We start from the raw sequence: 25,140 nt of genomic DNA on the forward strand, positions 1-25,140 counted from the left end.
AAGTCGTACGTATGCTCAGCAGAAAGCCATGTGGGGCGTCATCTACGTGCTTCCATGGCTGGTCGGATTTGTATTATTTTTCTTCATCCCGCTGCTCGCGTCACTGCGTTACAGCATGAGCACGATTCAGGCCAATGCGGAAGGCATTGCCATTCAATTCACCGGGGTTGCCAACTATATTCAGGCGCTCACCGTCAATACCAGTTTTAACCGAGCGTTGATCGAGTCGATTACCGATGTGCTTGTCAATGTGCCTCTTATTGTCATATTTAGCCTGTTTCTCGCCGTCATCCTGAACCAGAAGTTCAGAGGCCGGGCTGTGGCACGTTCCATATTCTTCTTGCCCGTTATTTTGGCATCCGGTGTCATCATGTCACTGGAAAGCACCAGCTTGATTGATGCTGTTAATCAGAATAGTACTGGAGGAAGCGCACTAGGTACATTTGAGCTCGAAAATCTGATGTTGGATGCCGGGGTGAGCGAATGGATCGTGACGTATCTGAGCAGTGCCGTTGATCGAATCTATCAGATTGTCAGCCAGTCGGGGGTGCAAATTTTGATCTTTTTGGCTGGCATTCAGACCATTTCTCCTCAGCTCTATGAGGCATCCAAAATGGAAGGTGCTACCGGGTACGAAGCATTCTGGAAGATTACATTCCCGATGGTCAGTCCGCTGATCTTTGTCAATGCGATCTACACGATTATCGACTCGTTTGCCAATAACGCCATGACTGAACTGATCCGCGATACCGGATTCGTGAAATTTGACTTTGGCCTCAGCTCGGCGATGGCATGGGTGTATTTTCTAGCGATTGCCATCATTCTCGTGATTGTATCCATTATTTTCTCGAAACGAGTCTTCTATCAAGATTAGAAAGGAGGACGTTCAGCGTGACGACTTCTCGATTATTATCGCTGGAACACTGGAAAGGCTGGCTCTGGTCAGTGATTCGGTTCGTACTGATTACTGGACTTTCCTTTGTTATCCTCTTTCCGATATTTCAGAAAATCTCAACGTCCATCAAAGATAAGGGTGACCTGTATTCCGCAGTGGTGGTATGGATCCCCCAGAATTTCTCGATCGATAACTTTCAGCAGGCTATCCGGGTTATGGATTACTGGTCGACTCTGTTCAATACCTTCGCTCTGTCAGCGACAACAACACTGTTAACGACAGCGTCCTGTGCCCTTGCAGGGTATGGTTTCGCCAGGTTGAAGTTCAAGGGGAGCAATTTGCTGTTCGCAGGTGTCATTCTCACGATTCTCGTTCCGCCCACGACGATTTTGATTCCGGTGTATCTCAATCTGAAAAGCTTCGACCTGATGGGCTTGATGACACTGATTACTGGCAAACCGGTGAACCTGCTGAATACCTACTGGCCGTTCATTCTGACCGCCATTACGGCCAATTCGCTTAAAGCCGGATTGTATATTTTTATCTTTCGTCAGTTCTTCCGCGGCATTCCGAAGGAAGTGGAAGAGGCGGCATATGTGGACGGTGCAGGCATTGGGCGGACCTTTGCCCGAATTATGCTGCCGAATGCAATTCCATCCATGGTGACCGTGATGCTGTTTTCCTTTGTATGGCAGTGGAATGATAGCTTCTACACGACCACGTATCTGACTTCAAGTAAGGTCATGTCGACCCAACTGTCTTCGCTTCCGTATAATCTGGCCCAACAAGTAAGTGATGGAGCCTCTAAGGCGGATCCTTTTTATCTAAGCATGATTCAGGATACGGGAATATTGCTCGCCATTCTACCTTTGATTGTTATCTATCTCTTCGTGCAGCGTTATTTCGTGGAAAGTGTAGAACGTACAGGAATCGTTGGCTAAAACGTTAGGCTTAACCGTGAAGAAAGATCCGAGACAGATCGATACGATCTGAAGAGAGGAGGAGGAGTCTTGCCCCTGAACGTGTGGAACGGGTTGCGGAAGCGTGCGCCAACCGATGCTTAGTCTACTCTTAGGCTTTGCTGCGATTCATCGGATATTGCATTGAGGAAAAGCAATCGATCATGACAGGAGGATATAAAGTGAAAAAGATGTGGATGTCTTGTAAACTTTTACTCGTTTTGGCTTTACTGATTACGATTGCTCCATGGGGAGGAAGCCGCGCAGAGGCGTGGGTTGGCATGCCTATGGGCAAGCTTCACGTAAGTGGCAAGAATCTGGTGAACAGCAACAATCAGCCTGTGCTTCTGAACGGTTGGCATCAACCTTCAGGTGCCTACTGGACGTATCAGAACAGCAATTATTATCTTAATCTGCACGGCAACAATCGTCATGCGGCTACACTGGCCTACCTGAAAGACATTACCGATACATTTGCGGACACAAGTCCGAAATACGGCAGCAATCATGGATGGAACATGAATCAGGTACGTCTGTTCATTGATCGTGAGGACATGGGTGATGTGGCGGCGGGTACATACAATTTTGCCGGTGTGCAGACCGTTACGCAGAACGTCATTATCCCATACATTCAATATGCCAAAACCAAAGGTGTGTATGTCGTCCTGGGACTCGACTTTACGTTGAAGGATGACCAGGCAACCACCGCTTCCAACCTGCAGAAATTCAATCAAATCTGGGGATATCTTGCATCTCGTCCCGAGATTAAAAGTGCCGATAACGTTCACTTTGAGCTCATTAACGAGCCAGTGAAATCGTATGCGAATGGACATTGGGGCGGATACAACGGGGAAAATGATTTTGTGGATCACTGGAATGACCTGCGCAATTTCCAGAACTCCATCATCTCCACGATTCGTAACCAGGGTGCCGATAACGTAATCTGGGCTGCAGGTCTGGGGTATAACCAGTTCTACAGTCTGACGGCAAGCCATCCATTGACGGATCCCCTGAACAACTACGGATATGCCGTTCACTGGTATCCGGGTTACGGCGCGTACGATAACTTCTCCATTTTGCAAGATCAGTGGAATACCAATGTGAAAGCAGCAGCAGACAAGTATCCGATCAATATCACGGAAGTAACCTGGTTTAAGAACAAACCTGGTGATTCGGCCTATTGGAACCTGTTTAATGGCAGCAACGAAGGTTTCGGTACCAATACCAAAACCATCTTCAACGCGGCTGGAAACGTTAGTATTGCGGCTCACATGAACGGCTTCATTCTTGAGCCAGGGCAGCGCAGTTCTTTTGCCGATCCAACGGCTGGACTGAAATGGGATGGCGATGCTTCACGAAGTGCCATGGGACGATTCCTGTTCAACTGGTACCATGAACGTGCTCAATCGTATCCAGGTAGTGGAAATGGTGGTGGACCCACAACCGGGCTTGTGTCAGGTGCAACCTACAAAATTGTGGCCAGACATTCTAATAAGGTCATTGACGTTCCTGGGGGGCAAAATCAAAACAATCTACAGCTTCAGCAGTGGAGCGATCTGGGCGGCAATCCTCAGAAGTGGGTTCTGACCTCCATCGGCGGTGGCAGTTATACACTAACCAGCGTGAACTCACCGGACAAAGTGATTGATATTCGCAACGGTACCCTCACGAACGGTGAAGCGGTTCAGCTCATGAGCAATCTGAACACGACCGCACAGCATTTCAAAGTCAACGATCTGGGGAATGGATATTGGAGTATTATTAACGTGAACAGCAACAAAGCGATTGAAGTAGAAAGCGCTTCTACATCCGATGGTGCCAAGTTGCAGCAGAATACGTACACGGGTGCAACGAATCAACAATGGAAATTTATCGCGGTTAGCAATTAACATTATTGACAAGAGGACCTTCACGGCTGTTATCGCCGGAAAGGTCCTCTTTACGTGAGATTTCAGTCTGCGCGATGCGCTGTGATGCATAGGAACTCCATTTGTACGATGACTCATTGTAGAGGGATTAATATATCCGATATCTGCCGCTTAAAGCCAGCAAGCTGAAAAAATACAGACAGTTATCATAATAGCGGCGCTCACCCTGCCGCAGGGGGGTGTTCCAAAAGAGGCGTACGAAATGTTCGACATGTGGACCATCTGCAGCCAGTGAGGCCATCGCGTTGGTAGCGAGCAGACCGATTGGATGCAAGGAAGGTTCATCGAACGGTTCACCTTCAATGGTATATCTGCGATATTCGGCGACATCAATGCTGCTGAAGAAGGACTGAATTCGATTGGATTGCTCCACCTGCCAGGGATCCTTGCCGAACCATTCCCAGTCCAGAGCAATATTCGCGGCAACCCGGTAAGCATCGCTGTAAAAGTGTCTAAAATCACCATGCGGCTGAACAGGAGCGGGTGATCCGTCATAGTTCGCATATTCAGGCGAAAGCCCGGTTACAGGATGACAGGCGGTATGCAGATAAGCTCGACTTGCCGCCGCTGCATCTCTCCAGAAGGATTGATCGTCTTCATCCGCATATAATGCAAACAACTCATAGAAATGGGGGAGATGGTAGGATGGATCACTGAATGGAGATTCCGGTACGAATTTGATCAATTTGGTTTCCGGGTCCCACATGGGATCTCCCTCGCCATTTTCACCTTGATGAATGCATGCGCGGAGGATTCTTCTGGCTTGTTCCTTATAGTTAAAAGGCGCATCTCCATCACCCCAGCGGTTAGAAGCAAAGAACAGAGCCATCGCGAAAAACTCCTCACCATCAGGTGCAGGACCTTGAGATAAGCGGGTTCCATCAGGTTTGCAGTGCCAGGCAAAATAATCCTTGTATCGACCTTCAGCATGCTGCATGAACGTATGGGAAAAATTCCAGAGCCGATCGAATTCTTCTTTTTTGTCCATCTGAACAGCCATCATCATGCCATAAGACATGCCTTCGGAGCGAACATCGTTATTACCGGTGTCGAGTAAATAGCCTTTGTCCTCACCCATCGGGTAATAGATTCGCGTATCCTCTTCTCCATAAAACAGCTCGTTCCATGACTCCTCCAGCCGTGCGTTTATTTCCTGTTCATCATAACCAAATTTGTGGAAGAGATTGTTGTATGTATTTGTATCATAGGCGCCTTGACCGGTGATATTCATGGGTTTTCCTCCTCTTATTGCAAACGTTAAACCCATTATATCACGGTAAATGTGTATAAATTAAAGCGTTTACATTGGAAATCTTAGTTCTTTCCTTTTTCCGATTATCATGACCAAAATGAAATGATATGATTGCTGCAAGTCCTATACTTTATCGGGTATCTGTAAAATTATGTAAGTGTTACACTCGTGAAGAAGGACCCACCAAGCATAAAGTTTTACCCGTTTGGATTCCTTCAAATGACGATGAACTTTATGATCGAAGAGAGGATGGTGGTAAACATGGTTCGCGATGCAGGAGATACACCAGAAGCAGATATACACCAAGGGATAACTGCACCGCGCGATCCCGTTGGAGTGAAGGAGACGAATAACGAGGCAACGTTCGATTACTGCTCCCCTGAATATCACAAAATGATTAGCCAATCTCTTTTGAACAAAGGTCACAATGCCAGATTAAAACGGGCAATTCAGAAGGCTGGACAGGGTGAACCTGTTGTTATGGCTTATATCGGTGGTTCGATCACCCACGGCGCTGGCGCAATTCCTATTCATCTCCGTAGTTACGCCTATCGATCGTATGAGCGGTTCAAGGCGATGTTTGCTCCATCAGACAGTGGTTCCATTCAGCTGGTTAAAGCCGGAGTAGGCGGAACGCCTTCCGAACTGGGAATGATACGCTATGATCGTGATGTGCTTGGAGATGGCCAAATTCAACCGGATATCGTCGTTATTGAGTTTGCAGTTAATGATGCGGACGATGAAACCCGGGGGAACTGTTATGAAAGGTTAATATTGAAAGCGCTTGCTGCAGATAACAAGCCTGCAGTCATCCTTTTGTTCAGTGTCTTTGAGAATGACTGGAATCTACAGGATCGCCTAGCTCCGGTGGGCTGGCATTACAATCTGCCCATGGTGAGCATGAAGGATGCTCTTGTCGAGCAATTCCACAAGACCAAGCAAGAAGGTAACGTCGTAACCAAAGAGCAATATTTTCATGATATATATCATCCGACCAACCTGGGACATCAGATCATGGCCGATGCACTGGGTCACCTGTTTGATGCAGTGAATCATGCCGAACTGGACCAGGACGATCATGATCTGAGAAGGCCGCCTGTGATTGGGGATGATTTCGTCCACGTGAAACTGCTTGATCGAAAAAACGGCAATCAGCTTGCCAAAATCAACCCGGGGTGCTTCGCGCAGACGGATACCGAACTGCAGATGGCCGAGATGGATGATCACGATTATGCTACGCCGCTCTTCCCGCACAATTGGATGTATACCCGCGGTGATAGGGCCGAAGCGCAAAAGTTCAAGCTGCAAATGCGTTGCAGGTGTCTTCTATTAATTTTCAAAGACTCCGGAAGCGACGAGTTCGGAACAGCCCTTATCAAAGTGGATGGTGTTCTCACCAAACAAGCCAATCCGCATGAAGTAAATTGGACACGCTGTCATGCCATGCTCCTAATTCAAGATAAGCACGTCAGAGAGCATACGATCGAGATCGAAATGGCAGAAGGGCATGAGGATAAACGCTTCACGATTCTTGGTTTTGGCTATGTCAGTTAACAAAACAAAGGCCGGAGATTAATCCAATAGCTAAATGCACCTATGAAGGGAGTACTGTACATGATATCTTCAGCACCGGCTGGATTTGACCAATACCGCAATGATATACCTCGCGGAGCAATAGAGACGATAGAGTATGATTCCACTACGGTAGGGAATACCCGGAAAGCACTGGTGTACACACCTCCAGGATTTTCTTCCGAAAACACATACCCTGTTCTTTACCTGCTTCACGGGATCGGTGGAGATGAGATGGAATGGCAGCAGCATGGTAGCCCGCAGATTATCTTGGACAATCTTTACAACGATAACCTGCTGGAGCCCATGATTGTTGTTTTGCCCAACGGTCGCGCCATGCCAAACGATCGAGCCGAGGGAGATCTATTTGACCCGGAGAAAATAAAAGCCTTTGAACGATTTGAATCCGACTTGATTCATGACCTTATTCCGTATATTGAATCTAATTATTCCGCAAGTACAACCAGGGATAATAGGGCAATCGCCGGCTTATCCATGGGCGGAGGACAGTCCTTAAACATAGGGTTGGGCAATCTCAACCATTTCGCTTGGGTCGGTGCCTTCTCTCCCGCTCCAAACACCAAAGCGCCAGAGCTACTTCTTCCTAATCCGCAGGAAGCAATCTCGCTTTTGTCGCTTCTTTGGATCTCCTGTGGCGATCAGGATAATCTTATCCAAATTAGCGTTGACGTACATCTATATTTGGAGCAGCAGGACGTACCGCACATCTGGTATGAAGAGAGCGGAGGTCATGACTGGCCAGTGTGGAAAAATGATTTGTATCTGTTTTCCAAACGTCTTTTTAAATAAATACGAACTCAACTCCAACTCCAGTGTCTACCCAAAAAAGTACCGAATTATTCAAAAACTAATCCAAATATCAGGAGGTTTTTACCATGTTTAAATTCGGAAAAAAATTGTTAACTGTTGTCCTTGCCGCTTCCATGAGCTTCGGAGTATTTGCCGCTACATCCAGCGCAGCAACAGATTATTGGCAGAACTGGACAGATGGAGGGGGTACAGTTAATGCCGTGAACGGTTCGGGAGGAAACTACAGTGTAAACTGGCAGAACACGGGGAACTTTGTTGTCGGTAAAGGGTGGACTTACGGTACACCTAATCGAGTAGTGAATTACAATGCGGGTGTATTCTCTCCATCTGGCAACGGATATTTGACGTTTTACGGGTGGACACGGAATGCACTTATTGAATACTACGTGGTGGACAACTGGGGAACATACCGTCCAACCGGAACATATAAAGGCACAGTGAACAGTGATGGCGGCACATATGATATCTATACCACCATGAGATACAACGCACCTTCCATTGATGGAACGCAGACCTTCCCTCAATATTGGAGTGTGAGACAAACCAAGCGTCCCATTGGTGTGAACTCTACAATTACGTTCAGCAATCACGTGAATGCATGGGCAAGCAAAGGCATGTATCTGGGCAACAGCTGGTCTTATCAGGTGATGGCAACTGAAGGATATCAAAGCAGCGGAAGCTCCAACGTGACCGTTTGGTAACGTCCTAGCTTCTGGTCATCATTCCCAGGGAATGGTTCAATCGTAATTTCCTGAACAGGAGATCTAGCGAGACAGGTCCAAGGCCTGTCTTGCTTTCAATCCAGGAACCAGAAGGAGACATAGAATGAAAAAGTGGATGCTATTTCTGTTCATTGTAGCTGTGGCTTGTCTAAGCGCTTGTTCATCAACGAATGCTGATGTAGGGGATCATTTTGTATACGTGGAGGGTGGAACCTTTAAGAGCACCAAGTCGACGTTTAGCGGTAAGGACGTAACCGTTTCTGATTTTTATATCGGGAAATACGAAGTTACGCAGAAGGAATGGATGGAGATCATGGGCGAGAATCCATCCGGCTTCAAGGGAGACGACCTGCCCGTTGAAATGGTGAGCTGGTACGATGCCGTGGAATACTGCAATCAGCGCAGCATCAAGGAAAACCTGAAACCCTACTATAATATCGACAAGAATACGACCGATCCAAGCAACAAAAACGAAAACGACAATCTCAAATGGACGATCACTGTAAATGAAGGCGCAGACGGTTATCGCTTGCCCACTGAAGCAGAGTGGGAGTATGCTGCAAGCGGAGGCCAAAAAAGCATGAACTACGTCTATAGTGGAAGCAGCAATCCTGATGAAGTAGCCTGGTACTGGATCAATGCAGGGGACAAGATATTGACTGGCGACTGGAGCTGGCCTGCGATTGAGAGCAACCGAAATCAAACCCAAAAAGTGGGTACCATGAAGGCCAATGAACTGGGCATCCATGATATGTCAGGGAATGTGAGAGAATGGTGCTGGGATTGGTACAGCCATCCCGAGAGCCCGGAGAATACCTGGCGTGTAGTCAAGGGGGGCGGCTGGATTGGCGGTGTTAACAACAATGAGATTTCCTTTCCGGGTAAATTTGATGCTAATGGATTTGGCCCCGATCAGGGGTTTCGAGTCGTACGTGGAATATAAGAGGTCCCTTCCTAACAGAAGGGCCTTTTTTATAGAAGACGACAGAGAACATGAGCTTAAAAAATGAATATTTATTCTTGGAAGTTTGCTATAGTTCGTCATTTTCGATCCGGGTAAAATGGAAATACCAACCAATGTATGCGCTTTAATAAATGGGTGGAATCCTTAATGGAGGTGTATGATGAAAAGGAAGACATGGTACACATTGATTGTTTCGGGAGTGGTTTCTTTATTTTTTTCGGTAAGCGCTTTCGCGGGGTATGTGTTCTGGGAGCCGTTAACCTACTTCAATTCTAGTACGTGGCAAAAGGCAGATGGATACTCCAACGGCTCCATGTTTAACTGTACTTGGCGGGCGAACAATGTCAATTTTACAAGTGATGGTAAACTGCGACTGGGTTTGACGAGTTCGGCATACAACAAATTTGATTGCGGAGAATACCGAACAACCAACAGTTATGGATATGGACTTTACGAAGTTAGCATGAAGCCTGCTAAAAATACAGGGATTGTATCCTCTTTTTTCACCTATACCGGTCCTTCTGATGGCACACAATGGGATGAGATTGATATCGAGTTCCTTGGCAAAGACACAACGAAAGTACAATTCAATTATTATACAAACGGCGTTGGAAATCATGAGAAGATCGTAAATCTGGGCTTCGATGCGTCCCAGGGATTCCACACGTATGCGTTTGATTGGCAACCAGGTCACATTAAGTGGTACGTCGATGGCGTGCTGAAACATACAGCTACAACCAATATTCCGAAAACACCAGGTAAAATTATGATGAACTTGTGGAACGGAACCGGCGTTGACAGCTGGTTAGGGGCATATAATGGAGCTAATCCGTTATACGCAGAATACGATTGGGTGAAATATACGAGTAACTAACAGAAACTCACGATCATGTCCAACTAGTGCAATAAACTGCAAGAAACAGAGGAGCGGATTACGTCCGCAATCCTCTGTTTTTTTATGATCATTTTCAACCTTTACAGAACAATCGAAACGTAAGATGATGAGGGAAAAGTGTGGAAATGAACTCGACATAGAGTGGACGGAAAACCATGAGTATGAGTAACAGCAACGATACCAATAACAACTGATCACCCGAGCAGTTTATTGAACTGTTAGGCCAACCTTATGATGCCAAGCAGATACAAACCTTGCTGGAACCTTTCGGTCACCCTGATAAACAAGAGAGACAAGAGTAAGACGTTGTACTAATACAACATCCGTATTCACTTTTTAATATCCTAAATTAATACAATAAATGTTGCAATATTAGTATGGGCATTCATATGGTTCATTCATTATGATGGACTCTGTAGACAACATCACTACATACAGGGGGACTCACAAGTTGAAAACAATCAAGAAAAGAAAGATTGGCGGTTTGGCTTTGGCAGGAATGTTGGCGCTTACAGCAGTTCTTAGCGGATGTAACAGTGGAGCAAGCAAAGAGGCTGCACCGAGCACTCCGAGTACTGCACTGGAATTGAAGGAAGGGAAGTATGATCCGCCCGTAAAACTTACTTATTTACGTCCCTGGGGACCCGAAATCAAATTCAAATCTGGAGAAGATCAGGACAATAACGTGCACACCAAATGGGCAAAAGACAAGCTCGGCATTGAATTAAAAAATCAGTGGGTATCACCGTCCACCAACAATGCGTTTGAAACGAAGCTGCGCTTGTCGCTGGCTTCCAATGCAGAAATGCCGGATATTATTTCGTATCGCGGCGATTTCAATCTGGCACGTGAGTTGATTGAAACAGGCAAGTTCGTTGATGCTGGTGAATTGTTTGATAAATATGCAAGTGATACATGGAAAGCTGCCGTGAATGAAGATCCTTCCGTATGGTATCCGTACATGCAGGATGGTAAGCGGATTGGTATTCCGATTCTGGATTACTCCTACAATAGTGATCCAGTGATGTGGATTCGCGAGGATTGGATGAAGAAGTTTAATTTGAAAGCACCTGAAACGCTGGCTGATCTTGAAGTGATTATGGAAACGTTTACGAATAAAGACCCGGATGGCAATGGTAAAAAAGACACCTACGGTCTGACCATCGGATTCAAAAACTGGCTCAGCACATGGATGTCTGATGCTGGTTGGGTCTTCGGAGCCTACGGCACGATGCCAAATCAGTGGAATCTGAACGCAGAAGGCAAACTGGAGTACGGTTCTGTAAATCCAGGAGCAAAACAAGCTTTGGCAACACTGGCTGACTGGATGAAAAAAGGGTATATTCCAGAAGAAGCTGGGGTATATGATGAAACCAAAGCAGCAGAAGAGTTTACAGCAGGTAAAGCAGGGATTGTTGTCGGGCCTCACTGGATGCCGTCATGGCCGCTCGAAGATGTGAAGAAAAACAATCCGGAAGCGGAGTACAAAGCTTATCCGATTCCATCTGGACCTGATGGCAAGGCAGGCAGACGCGGTACCGCGAACGACAACGGTGTAGTTCTGATTAACAAAGATATGAAAAACCCGGAAGTCTTTTTCACTTATCAAAACTATCTGTTTGATCACTATGCAAATCCAAAAACAGGTGATGAATTCGAAAATGGCTTCGCTGAAGGGTATGACTGGGCAATGAAAGACGGCAAAGTAACAACGGATGCTAGTGTGACAGGCGGTTATGCACCTGAGAAATACACCTTAACGTTTGATGGTGCACGTATCCCAAGTCTGAACATGACTACGCTTGCGAAGTTTGCTAACGGTGAAGAAGCAACAACACCTTTCGAGAAAAAACTTAAGTCTGGTGTACCGGTACCCATGGTGGAAGCGGCCAAGATTGTTCAGGATCAAAAAGATATCGCTTTAAAACAGATGTTCACAGGTGCACCAACGATGTCAATGCAAATGAACAACGACATTTTAACCAAAATGGAGAAGGACCTGTTCTCGCAAATCATCTATGGTAAAGCTCCGGTTGATGCTTTTGATACATTTGTAGAGAAGTGGAAGTCTTCCGGTGGAGATCAAAATACGAAGGAAGTTAATGAGTGGTACCAATCCGTTACGAGCGGAAAGTAAGTACGAGCCAAGTAATTAAATCTTATCCGTTATTTCGTTCTAACCAAGCTGCTAAAGCAGGTGGGAAAGTACAAAGAAAAGGCCTTGCTGGAAATCATTCCAGCGAGGCCTTTTTGCTTCAAACCGGCAGATTCTCTCTATATTCCTGCGGTGTCAGATCGTAAAACTTTTTAAATACCCGAATAAAATACGCCGTGTTGTTGTAGCCGACAAGCTCCGCAATTTCGAATACTTTGGCGCTGGACGAACGCAAATAATAAGCTGCTTTCTCCATCCGTAACCGATAGACATAGGCCGTCAGCGCTTCTCCTGTCTCCGCCTTATATACTTTGGATAGATACACTGGGTGCAGGTGGACATGCTCGGCAATAGCCGGTAAGGAAACATCGGAAGCCAGATGCAGGTCCACAAAGCTTTTGACACTGCGAACGATGGTACTGTGATTGTCCTTCAGCTCCTGTTCTGCGTCTTCACTGATGGAATGAAGTGTGCGGATCGACCAGTCTTTCAACTGCTGGGCGGTAGCATAGCTTGGAGCCTGGAAGTATTTATACGTTTCGGCAGGCAGGACAGAAGAAATTTGTTTTCCATTCTTATGGATGATATAAGCAAACGCCCCTGCCAAGGCATGATACACCTCAATCGTCGTTTCTGCGATATCATGATGCTGCGCGGATTCGAGCAATTCCTCGAAAATGACCTCAATTTTCTGTTCCACATCGTCAAAGCGGCCAGCTTCCAGAAGACTGATTAGGGTTGGAGGCTTGTACAGTGAACGGATGGCAGGAAGGGGGTGTACATCCTTATCGTCTGAAGCCGTGATGAACAAGCCTTGAGCATGTCCCATACGCTTCCGCATGGATCTGACAGCACTCTCATAAATCTCACCAATCTCATTAGGGAATTTGCCCCAGTGAGAGACTGCGATTGAAATAGCCCCTTTTAAATATAACTGAACGTTTGTCTGAATTTGGGCAGCGTAATGTTCCAGCAGCACTTGAGGTTTTTCCTCTTTGCTCATACTTTGTGTGCCGCCTTTTTTGACACTAACCAGCACAACCAGATAATCATGGACATCCCGCGTATGCCACATATGAAAATGCTGCTGCGTCACCTCGCTGATAATGTTGCTAATGGCATACTGCATCAGCGAAAGATCATGGTCAGCCATCTCGGATAGATGCTCTTCCATTCGAATAACAAGCATGCCCAGCTCCTCACCAACCGAATAGGGCAGATTTAGTAATTCGAGCTTGTCTGCGAGCGTTGAGGGAGAATAGGTTTTGCCTGTCAGCAATTCATGGAGCATCGTAGATTGCAATAAAGGCAAGTTATCCTGGAATGCATGTAAGGCACGCTGATAGGAGGCCGCCGCTTCCCATTTTTGTTTGATCCGGTCAACAAGCCGCTGTACGGTTTCGATTAGATCCTCATCACTTACAGGCTTCAGCAAATAATCAAAGCTTTCTTGAGCCATCGCTTGTTTGGCGTATTCGAAGTCAGCAAAGCCCGAGAGTAAAATGGTCTGCACATGCGACCATTTCTCGTGAATTGCCGTGATTAACTCAATACCAGACATCTCCGGCATGCGAATATCAGTGATTACGATATCAATATCATGATTCTCCATAATTTCCAGTGCTACGGCACCTGACAAAGCTTCGTGTACAGTGCCGATTCCGCAGCTCTCCCACGGAATGGTTTCCGCCAGCGTTTCTACAACGGAACGTTCATCATCAACTAACAAAATTTGTAACATGTACTTCACCTACTCATTGATATTGTTGTACCATGTAATGCTTACCTTAACGCCTCCGCCAGGCGTATGTTCATAGCTTAGACCCGCGTCTTCACCATACAAAAAAGACAAACGCTGATGAACATTCCAAGTTCCGCATCCCATATTGCCATCGAGCGGTTTTTTAAGATTATCAACCAATTCTTGCATCTGATTCTCCGTCATACCCAGCCCGCTGTCCTCGACGGTTATCGTACACCATTCATCCGTATGATAACCTGTTATGTTGATATGGCCGTCTTCAGTACGGGGTTCAATGCCATGAATGATAGCGTTCTCAACAATAGGTTGTAAGCTTAAACGGGGTAACGTTTTATGCAGCATATCCTCCGGTACATCGATGGTAAAATGCATGCGTTCCAGCCGGAGTGCCTGGATTTCCAGGTAATTTTCCACCATGTTCAACTCTTCTTTGATGGTGGCCTGATCATTCTCGGATCTTGTGATGTACCGATAATACTCACCTAAATTAAGCGCCATTGCCACAACGGCTTTCTCATTTTTCATCCTCGCCATATTTTTGATGTAGAAGAGGCAATTGTATAGAAAATGCGGATTAATCTGTGATTGTAACTGCTTTAGTGTGGCCTCACGTCTTCGGAGTTGTTCTTCGTACACGTTCTCAATCAACTCCTGAATTCGCTGTGCCATGATGTTAAATCGTGCAAACAATAAACTGAATTCATTACGTGAAGAATGATGTAATCGAACAGAGAAATCTCCCGTCGACAAACGGTTCGTTCCCTTTACCAGTTGGAGCAATGGAAGCTGCACACTTCGATAAAGCACATACAATACGACAACACTCATAGCAATCAAAACGGCTATGGAAGCGTAGAAGAGATTACGACTATTTGTGATCGGCCCTAGAATTTGCTGCATAGGCACGTAGTCTACGTAGTACCATCCCAGACTGTCTGAATGGATGTACGAGACATAGTATTCTGTACGGTCAAGCGTCGTGGTGAATCCGCCTTTTTCCTGCAAAGTCATCTCTTTCAGCTTGGACTGAATCGCAGTCAATGTGCCATTTCCACTAGTGTTGTTAATTAAGCCAAACTCGGGATGGAACATAAAAGGGTCACCTTTGTTATTCAATTTGTTCTGATCCAGCATGCTGGTCAGATGATACACTGGAAAGCTTATCTTGGTAATCAGTCTCGACTTCCCAGGAGTGTCGATCGCTGTCGTTGGATCGGTCGTGTACCACTCAAATTGATTATGCTTATATGCCCATGATTTCGAAAGTGGCTTGGAAAATTCATCCTCTTCATACGGGATATAAGCATAATAATCCGTGGAAATGACTTTTTGCAACCTTGGAAAATAAAGGGTGATGGTGGAATGCCATTTGCTGGCTGCATTATACAGATTCATTTTTTCAAGAATAGCACTTCCAACTTTGACCCGTTCATAAGGCACATCTTTGTAATCCGGCCGCTGATATTCCTGTATGCTCGAATCTTGCCCAATGGACATCCCATAGAGAGATAATTGGTAAATGTTGGATTCTACAGAGTCGGCAAAAGTGGACAAATGATTCATGGTATTGTTCTGAATTTCGTGTTCGATTACACGTACACTTTCCCGGTTTGAATAGGTGTACAGGAACAAAACCAGGACAAGCAGTGCTACAAACAACAGTGTAATTTTGGTGAAGACGTTCAGACGTGCGAACAATGCTGGGCCTCCTCAACTCATTAAAATATTGTTATCGTTGTTGCAATATTAGGATATAGATTGCTAATAACCGTTGCTATAATTTTAATATACAAGTTCATATCCACTTGTAAAATACAAATTTTTAGAACATGGGGGATGTAGGGGTGAAGGAACATACGTTAGAAACGCCTCGCAAGGGGCGTGCCATCAAGGCGAGACAGCGCTGGAACATGCAGCGGAATTGGTCCTTGCATTTGATGCTCGTACCAGCTGTTTTGCTGGCAATTGTATTTCAGTACATACCAATGGGCGGGATTGTGATTGCTTTCCAGGATTTTAAACCATACCTCGGATTTACCGAATCCAAATGGGTAGGTTGGGATAATTTCAAGTATTTATTCTTATACCCGGACGTAGGCCAGGTCATCTGGAATACACTGGTGATTGCATTTTTCAAAATAATCGCAGGTTTAATTGCTCCATTCCTGTTTGCGATTTTGTTGAACGAAGTTCGTTTATCTGCTTTTAAAAGGGTCAGTCAAACACTGGTGTATCTGCCGCACTTTCTGTCATGGGTTATCCTGGGCGGAATATTGCTTGATATTCTTTCGCCGCAGGGCGGTATGGTGAACAAACTGGTCGTTGCACTAGGCGGAGATCCAATCTTTTTCCTGGGGGATGGAACTTGGTTTCGGATAACACTGATTGTTAGTGATGTGTGGAAAGAATTTGGCTTTGGCACGATTGTATTTCTGGCTTCTCTGTCCGGTATTAACCCGGCACTGTACGAAGCTGCGGAAGTGGACGGTGCAAACCGGTTCAAACAAACACTGCACATTACAATACCAGCCCTGATGCCGATCACGATTGTACTCATGACACTCTCCATCGGAAACATTTTGAATGCAGGGTTCGATCAGGTGTTCAATCTGTACAATCCGCTCGTTTATGACAAAGGTGATATTATCGATACCTTCGTATACCGTCTAGGTATTTTGAACGGCAAAATGAGCTTCGCAACGGCTGTAGGATTGTTCAAATCGGTCGTGGCAACCATTCTGATCGTTATCTCATATCGCATGGCTTACAAATTGGCGAATTACCGCGTGTTCTAGTAGAGAGGAGAAAAAGGGCTTGTATTACAAAACAAAAGGCTATCGAATATTCAGCGTTGCGAACTATATTTTTCTGGGCGTACTATCACTGCTTTGCATTCTGCCTATCATTCATATTTTGGCTGTTTCGTTCAGCAGCATGGCACCGGCCTCAGCCAATCTTGTCGGCTTCTGGCCGATTGGCTTTACGACAGATGCATATGTCAAAACGTTCGGCAATTCAAATTTCATTAATTCCTTGCTGGTTTCGGTTAAACGAACCGTCATTGCTACGGTGATTGGTATGGTGATTATGCTTCTGACGGCATTTCCACTGTCGAAGGAAGATATTAATTTCAAAGGCCGTTCGATCTACACCTGGTTCTTTGTATTTACGATTTTGTTCAGCGGAGGTCTAATTCCAAGTTATATCTTGGTCCAGAAACTAGGACTGATGGATACGATCTGGGCACTGGTGCTGCCAGGTGCATTGTCCGTGTGGAATGTTATCCTGATGATGAACTTCTTCCGTGGTCTGCCTAAAGAGCTGGAGGAAGCAGCTTATCTGGATGGAGCAGGTCACATTAAAACGCTGGCACTGGTATATGTACCGCTATCCATGCCTGCGATTGCAACCTTATCATTGTTTACCATGGTAGGTCAGTGGAACTCTTGGTTCGATGGCATGATCTATATGTCCGATGTCAAAAATTACCCACTGGCTTCCTTGCTACAAACCATTATCGTGCAGCAAGACCTCAGTAAAATCAACGTGGACCCATCCATGCTGGAGAATGTTTCCCAGCGTACGGTTCGCGCAGCACAGATTTTCATCGGGGCATTGCCGATTTTGGTCATATATCCATTCTTACAACGCTTTTTCGTTAAAGGTATCGTCATTGGGGCAGTAAAAGAGTAGTACTGCCCTGTAAGTGACCACACATTCTAGGGAGGAATATGAGTGAAAAAAGGGTTGGCTTGTCTCGTAGCAGGAAGCATGATCGTTTCACTGGCAGCTCCGGCCGTAGTCGGGGCAGAACAGATGAAGCAGCAAATGATAACGGAGCAGGAGCAGGCGTCAAGCCTGCTTCGGGCACCATACAAAGATTTGCAGGGACATTGGGCTGAAAATGCAGTTATTCGTATGCAGGATATGGCGCTCACTAAAGGTTATACGGACGGCACATTCAGACCGAGTGAACGTATCAGCCGTGCCGAATTTGTTGTAATGCTCGATCGGGTGTTCGGATTCGCTGGAGGCCCCGGAGCGGCGTCATACACTGACATTAGTGAAAAAGACTGGTACTATGATGCGATCACACGAGCAAGTGGATCTGGCATTATTCAGGGAACGGATGCAACACATCTGTCCCCCCAGCTTCCGATTACCCGGCAGGATGCTGTGGTAATGGCAGATCGTGCGTTTCAGTTATCGACAGGCAGTGAGAATAAATCGCTCGGTTCTGCGTTTAAAGACGACAAAGATGTAGCTGACTATGCTAGGAATGCGATGAACTACTTTGTAAACAATAAAATTGTAAACGGATACAACGGAAATCTTGCACCTGAATCCAACATTACGAGAGCAGAAGCTGCTACGATCATGTCTACGTTGATAGCAGATATTAAAAGCAAACCAGGTACCTATGAATCCAACGTAGAAGGTAATCTGATTGTCCGCTCAACCGATGTGACGTTGAAAAATACCACAGTTAATGGAAACTTGTTACTTACAGAAGCTATTGGAGAAGGTACAGTGGCGCTCGACGGAGTGACGGTCACTGGAAATGTGATCGTGAAGGGCGGAGGAAATCACTCTATCGATATTCATAACTCTAAATTGAATCGAATTGTGGTAGACAAAAACACAAGTCCGGTACATGTGAAGATCACAGGGACAACTCAAATTGAAAACATGTTTGTTGAACGCAGAGCTACCGTTGAGTTGTCAGCCGAGAGTACGATTAATACATTAAAAGTAAGCAGCAAAGCCCGTAATACCATGATTGACAGCAAAGGTAAAATCAATCTGCTGGACGTAGATGCAGGCAACGTATTGCTTAATGGGAAGGCGGTTTCACCAGGACAATACAAGGATAGCACTACTCCTGGGACAGGACAGTCCGAGCAACCAAACGCTGCTACACCAGGTACTTCTAACGATGGCAATAATTCTAGTACAGGTGGGGGCGGCTCTTCCAATTCAGGCGGAACGACACCATCCGTACCGGGCAATCCTTCAGGTGAAAAACCGATTCCTGCAACGACGATTCCGGATGAGCATTGGGAAATGGTCTGGAATGATGAATTCAATGCGCCTTCCGTGGATGCATCCAAATGGACCGTTCAGGATACGGAGCTTGTGTACAACAATGAGTTGCAATATTACAGCCCAAATAACACACGTATTGTTAAGGATGGCAACCGCAATGTATTGCAGATTGAAGCAAAGCGCGAGCAGAAGGGCAGCAAAAATTATACTTCTGGTAAACTGATTACGAAAGAGAAGGGCGACTGGACGTACGGAAAAGTGGTCGTACGAGCGAAATTGCCCGCGCAGCAGGGCATGTGGCCTGCAATCTGGATGATGCCTACAGATGAAGCACTTTACGGAGGATGGCCAGCTTCCGGGGAGATCGACATTATGGAGTTGATTGGCGGTACAAACAAAGATCATGAAGTATACAGTACGATCCATTACGATTCCCCAAAACCAGATGGTTCTCACGGGCATGACCAAGGCAAGTTTACCTTGCCGCAAGGTGAATCGTTCGCAGATGATTATCATGATTTTCAGGTGGAATGGCTGCCTGGCATGATTCGTTTCTATGTTGACGGCAAACTGCATCATCAGGTAAATAACTGGGAGACGACAGCAGCGGGACAGCCGGAGAGTTACACCTTTCCTGCTCCGTTTGATCGTCCGTTCTATTTAATTCTCAATCTTGCCGTTGGGGGAGACTGGCCGGGATCGCCGGAAAGTGATTTTGTCTCTGAGAAGATGAGTGTTGATTTCGTTCGGGTTTACGAGTACAAGAAATTGAGCGAATGGCCGGACGTAACTTCTAATCCTATCGAACCGGAATGGCAGCGGGAACCGCAAACGGATGGAAACCAGATCTACAATGATCGCTTTTCTGAAGGTGTGGATGTAGATGGTGTGCCGAACGAATGGAACTTCCTCACGAATGCAGGCGGGGCTGGTAAGGTAGAGGTTATTGATGATGTGCAGAAGGGCAAGGCAGCGAAAGTAACGATCTCACAAGCCGGAACCGAAAGTTATTCTGTACAACTGACACAAATGCCGATGTATTTGAAGAAAAATAGAAAATACAAAGTGCAGTTCGATGCAAAGGCATCTGCGGATCGAGTCATCCGTTCGAAAGTGACACAGTTTGAAAAAAGCTGGACAAATTACTCCGAGGATAAGAGCTTCTCATTAACTACAGATTGGCAACCGTATGAATACACCTTCAACATGCGGAATGGGGCAGACAACAATGCAAGGTTTGAATTCAATCTGGGATTGAATGAAGGGGAAGTTACGGTGACCAATGTGCGGTTGACAGATATCGGTGAAGCCGACTCTCTTCCAGTGGAACGCAAAGCACTGCCGGATGGAAATTATGTCTTTAATGGCACATTTGATCAAGGGAAGGATCGCCTCGGCTTCTGGTCCAGACAGGTTCAGTCTGATGCTGAAGCGCAGATTACCGTGAACAACTTCCTGAAGTTCCCGATCATGGAACGGCAGCTCGTGGTCGACGTTCTACGAACGAACGGCCATTCTGATCAGGTGGCTGTGGTACAGCCGGGAATGAAGCTGGAAGCGGGCACTACCTACGGATTCACTTTTGATGCAAAGGCGGATTCGCCACGTACGATGGATTTGGATTTGTCTACCGCAGAGGGGCATGATGTGCAGGTGAATCAAGGGCAGCAGATCCAACTTGGTCAGGAACTCAAGAATTATTCGGGTGAAATTGTGATCGGACAGAACGCAACGTCAGCAGCAACGGTAACAGCCGAACTGAAGCTTTTATTCGGCAGTTCCGAAGGGAAGGTTTACATTGACAATGTGAAGCTGACTAAACGAGGTAAGCCAGTAACAATCCAGGGCTATACTCATATTCCTGCTGCGGATGCATGGATGATGCAAGGTCTGCAGCTCGAAAATTCCGATGAAGGCGGCAAACATGTCAGCTACATGGACGAAGGTGATCTGCTGCAATTCAAAATCGATGCAGCAAACGATGGTGTATATGCATTCTCCACAAGGATGGCAAGTGCCAAAGCCGATTCAAAAGTCCGATTCAGTGTGCAGGATGAACAAGGCACAACGGTTGCAAGCTCCGAACTTCTGCTTGGAGATACAGGGGGATGGCAATCCTATAAGACGTTATATCTGCCAGCAGTTTCACTGAAAGCCGGAACATCGTATTATGTCAATTTTGAAGGAAACGAATATAATACACGTTGGTTGGACGTTTCACAGAATAGAGTAAGGAATGGCGAACTGACCGCAGATGGAAACGATTGGACGCTAATTCCCGACGTGCTCTCGGCTACGTATGGGAAAGACCATGGAATTAATATTACGTTGCCGGCTGCAACAGACGATGAGTGGGATTCGTTTTTGCAGCAGGGTTCGATTGCTCTTGAGGCTGACAAGACCTATCGTCTGAGCTTTGATGCTTCAGCCTCTGCACCTAAATCAATACAGGCTGTGGTCTCGCAAGGTAATGGGGGCGAAGCCAAGTATATGGATGAAAAGGTAGATCTGACTGAAATTAAGCAGCCATACACCTTCACATTTACAATGGGAGAAACAGCGGAAGCGGCGGCCTTACTGAACTTTGGTCTTGGCAGACCGCTAGCGGAAGAGCACAGTGTATCCATTCAAAATGTGATGTTGTTCGAGGTGAACCAGGGTGCGGATCAGGGGGGACAGCCGGTACACGTCAATCTGATCCCGAATGGGGACTTTGCCAAAGGAAGTGAAGGCTGGTTCAAATATGCAGCCGGTGTTGAATCTGACCTTGCGATTCATGTTGAGAATCAGCAGCTGCAAGCAGTGATCGGTCAGGCGGGAACGAATCCGTGGGACCGGCAGGTTATTAATGAAGGTTTTGCAATGCAGCAGGGAACCAAGTATAAGCTGACTTTCAAGGCCAAAGCGGATAAAGCCCGCAAAATGGGGGTTGGTATCGGCTGGGTGGATGTTCCCGCTGGATACGCGTGGAATGGATTTTATGGACAACAAGTGAGCTTATCCACGGAAGAACAAGAGTACACCTTCACATTCGATACAACCGAACCAAGCTATGCAAACAGCCGTATCGTGTTTGACATGGGTAACATTGCAGGTGCCGAAGACGGTAACACCACAATTACGTTGTCTGGTGTCAACCTGACCAACCTTGGCCCAGTGCAGACAGCCGTAGCTGATTAAATCATCATCACAATGGAAGATATAAATTAAGAAGGCAGCCGGGTGAATCCCGCTGCCTTTTTGTTATGAATTCTTTCCGTTCTTAATCCACCATAAAGAGGTCAGCATTCAATTCATAATACATAGAAATAAAATCTCGAAAATGTCGAACCGAAGGAGACAATGATTTTTGTCTGGTCCAGGATAAGCTAATCGGGTAGATCGCTGAATCATCAGCAATTTTTATATAGTGTAACCCCAGTTTTCTACATACGGAAACAGGTAACAAAGCGACTCCCTGATCAAGCTTGATGATTTCAAGCAGTGTGTGTGAATCCACTTCAAAGGCCTGATTGGGAACGAAGCCTGCTTTCCCGCAGAGCATGGTGGTAAAGTTGCTGTACTCCACATTATCGGCAAGAGATATGAAGGGTTCGTTTGCAACAAGATGTAACGAGATGTTTGTCTTTCCAGCGTACGGATGATGGGAAGGTACAACAAGAACAATATCCTCATTAACCAGTACACAACTCTCAATCTCCTCATCCTGGATCGGATGACCTGTTATTCCTACATCGATGTCCCCTTTGTGCAAGCTTGTGATGATTTTGCTCTTCGTTCCAATGCCTTGATGAATCTGAATTTGCGGGTTGCTACTAATATATTCGCTAATTAGCCCGGTAAGGAATCTTGGATTCGTAATCGAAACACGAATGATGTTAGAAACGTGCTGCTCTTCCGATTGGATCTCCAGTTGAGCATTTTCAATTTCGGTAAAGATTCGATTAACATGCTTCAATAGAATTTTCCCTGACGCATTTAATTGAATGTTTCTTCCTTTTCGATCAAACAAGGTTGTACCCAGCTCATCCTCCAGTCTTTTGATCGTCAGGCTTAAGGAGGGCTGAGCAATATTTAGTTGTTGAGCTGCTTTGGAGATATGTTCGGTATAGGCAACAGTTTGAAAATATTTGAGCTGCAGCAATTCCATTCGTTTCGCACCCCTTATTTATTTCAATAAATATATATAGTACTTATTATGTATTATATTAAATTTAATTATTAATGTAGAATTTTATTTGTGAGAGAGATAAAAACATAACATAAAAGGTAGGTGTCCTTCATGAAAATCGATGTGAATAACATAGCCAAAAATCTGAATACACCCCTAACGGCACCGGCTTACCCCATGCCACCCTATAAATTTGTGAATCGGGAATACTTAAACATTATTTATCGAACGGATGAAAAAGCTTTGCGGGCAGCGGTACCTGAACCACTGGAAATTGTTGAGCCGCTGGTTAAATTTGAAGTGATGTGGATGCCGGATGTCTCCGGATTAGGTGCATATACCGAAGCTGGGCAGGTTATCCCTGTGCGATTCAATGGTGAGGATGGTGACTATGTGCATTCCATGTACGTGGATAACTTTCCTGCGATTGCAAGTGGCAGAGAACTCACGGCGTATCCCAAAAAGTTAGGTGCACCCAAACTATATATTGATTCAGATACACTTGTGGGTACGCTTGATTACGGAACGCTTCGTGTTGCAACGGCAACGATGGGATATAAGCATGTTCCGATGGATAAGGAACTCGCCAAAAGTGAAATCTGTCGGCCTAACTTTATGATGAAGATTGCTACGGATTACAGTGGGAATTTAAGAATATGTGATTTGATTCGAACCCAAATTACGGATATCGAAGTGAAGGAAGCATGGACGGGACCAGCACGACTTCAGCTTTTTGAACATGCACTCGCACCCCTTGCTGATTTGCCTGTATTGGAAGTTGTTTCAGCTTCACATATCCTAACAGACCTGACCTTGAACGCGGCACAGCCTGTATATAACTATCTCGAGCAGAAATAAGGAGGAAATTATAATGAGAATCGCAATCTTAGGAGCAGGATCTCTAGGAACCATCGTAGGAGCATACCTGGCGGATGGTGGCATGGATGTTGAGTTAATTGATGCATATCAGGAGCATGTTGATGCCTTGAATCAAACGGGAGCAAAAGTGGTCGGTACAACGGAGTTTCATGCAAGAGTTAAAGCCATCACTCCTGACCAAAAATCTGGGACATATGATCTTGTGCTGCTATTGACCAAACAATTATCCAACAGTACCATCCTTCGAGAATTGCTTCCGTTCTTACATGATGAGAGTATCGTGTGTTCCTTGCAAAACGGGATTCCTGAAGAGAACGTTGCTTCCATTGTGGGCGCTGAGCGCGTTATTGCGGGGTCCGTTGAGTTTGGCGCCACGTTCATGGAACCAGGTGTATCAAGCCTCACAACGGAGTACACACAATTCAAGAAGTATGCTTTTCAGATTGGCGAATTAAATGGAGAAACATCCGATCGCATTCAGCGTGTAAAATCGGTTTTGGACCTGGTAGGAGGAACACACATTTCCGATAACTTAGTGGGAACCAAATGGTCCAAGCTGCTGATCAATAATGCATTCAGTGGTCTTTCGGCGGCATTGAACGGAGAATACGGAGACATTCTGGATGATGAAGTCGGTATTGTGAGTGCCGTTCATATCGCGGACGAAACGATTAAGGTCGGACATGCGAACGGGGTTGAATTTGTCAAAATGAACGGATTCGATATCGCCTCCCTTGAACTCCAAAGTGAACAAGATATTCCTGAACGGATTAAAACGTTACGGTATGTGATGGAACCTTCCCGGCTGCTCAAAGCAAGCATGCTTCAAGATCTGGAGAAAAAACGTAAAACCGAGATTGATTACATTAATGGAGTCGTTTCGAGCAAAGCGGAAGGTACAGGAATTGCGACACCGTATAATGACTTGGTTGTTAAACTGGTCCAAGCTGCTGAAGAGACACAAACGGTTCCTGATTTTCAGACAAACATTGAAGAATTTAAACATCTGGTAGACGGAGTTTAAGCTGTTGCCTGATAGAGAATAGAATTCCATGAAAAGCCGCGATTTGCGGCTTTTTTTGTTGGATCTGTTCAACTCTAGTTAATCG

At 45.7% G+C, this 25,140-nt stretch carries 18 protein-coding genes; 14 read left to right on the top strand and 4 right to left on the bottom strand.

Features of this window, described 5'->3' with window-relative positions; translation table 11 throughout:
* Positions 1 to 28: 28 nt before the first annotated feature.
* The 3 genes from CHH60_RS01335 to CHH60_RS01345 all read left to right on the top strand — a co-directional run bounded on the left by CHH60_RS01335 (position 29) and on the right by CHH60_RS01345 (position 3,743).
* The gene (locus CHH60_RS01335; protein WP_095357516.1) at positions 29 to 874 is read left to right on the top strand and encodes a carbohydrate ABC transporter permease; all 846 of its coding nucleotides are present in this window, start codon (positions 29 to 31) and stop codon (positions 872 to 874) included.
* 17 nt (positions 875 to 891) lie between these two features.
* The gene (locus CHH60_RS01340; RefSeq protein WP_095357517.1) at positions 892 to 1,836 is read left to right on the top strand and encodes a carbohydrate ABC transporter permease; all 945 of its coding nucleotides are present in this window, start codon (positions 892 to 894) and stop codon (positions 1,834 to 1,836) included.
* Between the two features lie 209 nt (positions 1,837 to 2,045).
* On the top strand, positions 2,046 to 3,743 hold the full coding sequence (locus tag CHH60_RS01345) for an RICIN domain-containing protein (protein WP_255247773.1): 1,698 nt from the start codon (positions 2,046 to 2,048) through the stop codon (positions 3,741 to 3,743).
* Positions 3,744 to 3,870: 127 nt separating this feature from the next.
* On the opposite strand, the gene CHH60_RS01350 is transcribed toward CHH60_RS01345, so the two are convergent.
* Positions 3,871 to 5,013, bottom strand: coding sequence for a glycosyl hydrolase family 8 (locus CHH60_RS01350; protein ID WP_095357519.1), 1,143 nt, complete (start codon positions 5,011 to 5,013; stop codon positions 3,871 to 3,873).
* A 246-nt stretch (positions 5,014 to 5,259) separates the two neighbouring features.
* Here CHH60_RS01350 and CHH60_RS01355 point away from each other — a divergent pair, with 246 nt between their 5' ends.
* From CHH60_RS01355 to CHH60_RS01380, 6 genes are all read left to right on the top strand, one after another.
* Positions 5,260 to 6,588: an SGNH/GDSL hydrolase family protein gene (locus tag CHH60_RS01355; protein ID WP_255247761.1), complete on the top strand. Its 1,329-nt coding sequence runs from the start codon at positions 5,260 to 5,262 to the stop codon at positions 6,586 to 6,588.
* A gap of 60 nt (positions 6,589 to 6,648) precedes the next feature.
* Positions 6,649 to 7,416, top strand: a complete 768-nt coding sequence (locus CHH60_RS01360) for an alpha/beta hydrolase (protein ID WP_095357521.1) — start codon at positions 6,649 to 6,651, stop codon at positions 7,414 to 7,416.
* 86 nt (positions 7,417 to 7,502) lie between these two features.
* Positions 7,503 to 8,138: a glycoside hydrolase family 11 protein gene (locus CHH60_RS01365; protein ID WP_095357522.1), complete on the top strand. Its 636-nt coding sequence runs from the start codon at positions 7,503 to 7,505 to the stop codon at positions 8,136 to 8,138.
* A gap of 124 nt (positions 8,139 to 8,262) precedes the next feature.
* Positions 8,263 to 9,102 (top strand): formylglycine-generating enzyme family protein, encoded by an 840-nt coding sequence (locus CHH60_RS01370; RefSeq protein WP_095357523.1) that lies wholly within the window; start codon positions 8,263 to 8,265, stop codon positions 9,100 to 9,102.
* Positions 9,103 to 9,283: 181 nt separating this feature from the next.
* The gene (bglS, locus tag CHH60_RS01375; RefSeq protein ID WP_095357524.1) at positions 9,284 to 9,997 is read left to right on the top strand and encodes a beta-glucanase; all 714 of its coding nucleotides are present in this window, start codon (positions 9,284 to 9,286) and stop codon (positions 9,995 to 9,997) included.
* 472 nt (positions 9,998 to 10,469) lie between these two features.
* Positions 10,470 to 12,155 carry an extracellular solute-binding protein gene (locus tag CHH60_RS01380; RefSeq protein WP_095357525.1) on the top strand — a complete coding sequence of 562 codons (1,686 nt, stop codon included), beginning with the start codon at positions 10,470 to 10,472 and terminating at the stop codon, positions 12,153 to 12,155.
* A gap of 118 nt (positions 12,156 to 12,273) precedes the next feature.
* Here the strand turns inward: CHH60_RS01380 and CHH60_RS01385 are convergent, their stop codons facing one another.
* Together CHH60_RS01385 and CHH60_RS01390 are read right to left on the bottom strand one after the other, a co-directional pair.
* The gene (locus tag CHH60_RS01385; protein ID WP_095357526.1) at positions 12,274 to 13,914 is read right to left on the bottom strand and encodes a response regulator; all 1,641 of its coding nucleotides are present in this window, start codon (positions 13,912 to 13,914) and stop codon (positions 12,274 to 12,276) included.
* Between the two features lie 9 nt (positions 13,915 to 13,923).
* On the bottom strand, positions 13,924 to 15,633 hold the full coding sequence (locus CHH60_RS01390; RefSeq protein ID WP_095357527.1) for a sensor histidine kinase: 1,710 nt from the start codon (positions 15,631 to 15,633) through the stop codon (positions 13,924 to 13,926).
* A gap of 146 nt (positions 15,634 to 15,779) precedes the next feature.
* Between CHH60_RS01390 and CHH60_RS01395 the strand changes: the two genes are divergently transcribed.
* Genes CHH60_RS01395 through CHH60_RS01405 form a run of 3 tightly spaced genes read left to right on the top strand, consistent with a single transcriptional unit; the run spans position 15,780 to position 22,161 of the window.
* Positions 15,780 to 16,730, top strand: a complete 951-nt coding sequence (locus CHH60_RS01395; protein WP_371859924.1) for an ABC transporter permease — start codon at positions 15,780 to 15,782, stop codon at positions 16,728 to 16,730.
* Positions 16,731 to 16,749: 19 nt separating this feature from the next.
* Complete coding sequence (locus CHH60_RS01400; RefSeq protein ID WP_095286604.1) at positions 16,750 to 17,628, top strand: carbohydrate ABC transporter permease; 879 nt, start codon at positions 16,750 to 16,752, stop codon at positions 17,626 to 17,628.
* 42 nt (positions 17,629 to 17,670) lie between these two features.
* Positions 17,671 to 22,161 carry a carbohydrate binding domain-containing protein gene (locus CHH60_RS01405; protein ID WP_095357529.1) on the top strand — a complete coding sequence of 1,497 codons (4,491 nt, stop codon included), beginning with the start codon at positions 17,671 to 17,673 and terminating at the stop codon, positions 22,159 to 22,161.
* An 82-nt stretch (positions 22,162 to 22,243) separates the two neighbouring features.
* Here CHH60_RS01405 and CHH60_RS01410 read toward each other — a convergent pair whose 3' ends face one another.
* Positions 22,244 to 23,131 carry a LysR family transcriptional regulator gene (locus CHH60_RS01410; protein WP_095357530.1) on the bottom strand — a complete coding sequence of 296 codons (888 nt, stop codon included), beginning with the start codon at positions 23,129 to 23,131 and terminating at the stop codon, positions 22,244 to 22,246.
* A gap of 132 nt (positions 23,132 to 23,263) precedes the next feature.
* Here CHH60_RS01410 and CHH60_RS01415 point away from each other — a divergent pair, with 132 nt between their 5' ends.
* Both CHH60_RS01415 and CHH60_RS01420 read left to right on the top strand, forming a co-directional pair.
* The gene (locus tag CHH60_RS01415; RefSeq protein WP_095357531.1) at positions 23,264 to 24,010 is read left to right on the top strand and encodes an acetoacetate decarboxylase; all 747 of its coding nucleotides are present in this window, start codon (positions 23,264 to 23,266) and stop codon (positions 24,008 to 24,010) included.
* A gap of 13 nt (positions 24,011 to 24,023) precedes the next feature.
* Positions 24,024 to 25,055 (top strand): ketopantoate reductase family protein, encoded by a 1,032-nt coding sequence (locus CHH60_RS01420; protein WP_095357532.1) that lies wholly within the window; start codon positions 24,024 to 24,026, stop codon positions 25,053 to 25,055.
* Positions 25,056 to 25,140 lie beyond the last annotated feature (85 nt).

Origin of the sequence: Paenibacillus sp. 7523-1 (assembly GCF_002276415.1) — a bacterium.
Lineage (GTDB): Bacteria > Bacillota > Bacilli > Paenibacillales > Paenibacillaceae > Paenibacillus > Paenibacillus illinoisensis_A.

Coding starts and splice junctions, on each gene's coding strand:
- CHH60_RS01355 (WP_255247761.1), top strand. CDS start 5,260: ATGAACTTTATGATCGAAGAGAGGATGGTGGTAAACATGGTTCGCGAT.
- CHH60_RS01365 (WP_095357522.1), top strand. CDS start 7,503: ATGTTTAAATTCGGAAAAAAATTGTTAACTGTTGTCCTTGCCGCTTCC.
- CHH60_RS01345 (WP_255247773.1), top strand. CDS start 2,046: ATGTGGATGTCTTGTAAACTTTTACTCGTTTTGGCTTTACTGATTACG.
- CHH60_RS01360 (WP_095357521.1), top strand. CDS start 6,649: ATGATATCTTCAGCACCGGCTGGATTTGACCAATACCGCAATGATATA.
- CHH60_RS01410 (WP_095357530.1), bottom strand. CDS start 23,131: ATGGAATTGCTGCAGCTCAAATATTTTCAAACTGTTGCCTATACCGAA.
- CHH60_RS01415 (WP_095357531.1), top strand. CDS start 23,264: ATGAAAATCGATGTGAATAACATAGCCAAAAATCTGAATACACCCCTA.
- CHH60_RS01350 (WP_095357519.1), bottom strand. CDS start 5,013: ATGAATATCACCGGTCAAGGCGCCTATGATACAAATACATACAACAAT.
- CHH60_RS01385 (WP_095357526.1), bottom strand. CDS start 13,914: ATGTTACAAATTTTGTTAGTTGATGATGAACGTTCCGTTGTAGAAACG.
- CHH60_RS01420 (WP_095357532.1), top strand. CDS start 24,024: ATGAGAATCGCAATCTTAGGAGCAGGATCTCTAGGAACCATCGTAGGA.
- CHH60_RS01335 (WP_095357516.1), top strand. CDS start 29: ATGTGGGGCGTCATCTACGTGCTTCCATGGCTGGTCGGATTTGTATTA.
- CHH60_RS01370 (WP_095357523.1), top strand. CDS start 8,263: ATGAAAAAGTGGATGCTATTTCTGTTCATTGTAGCTGTGGCTTGTCTA.
- bglS (WP_095357524.1), top strand. CDS start 9,284: ATGAAAAGGAAGACATGGTACACATTGATTGTTTCGGGAGTGGTTTCT.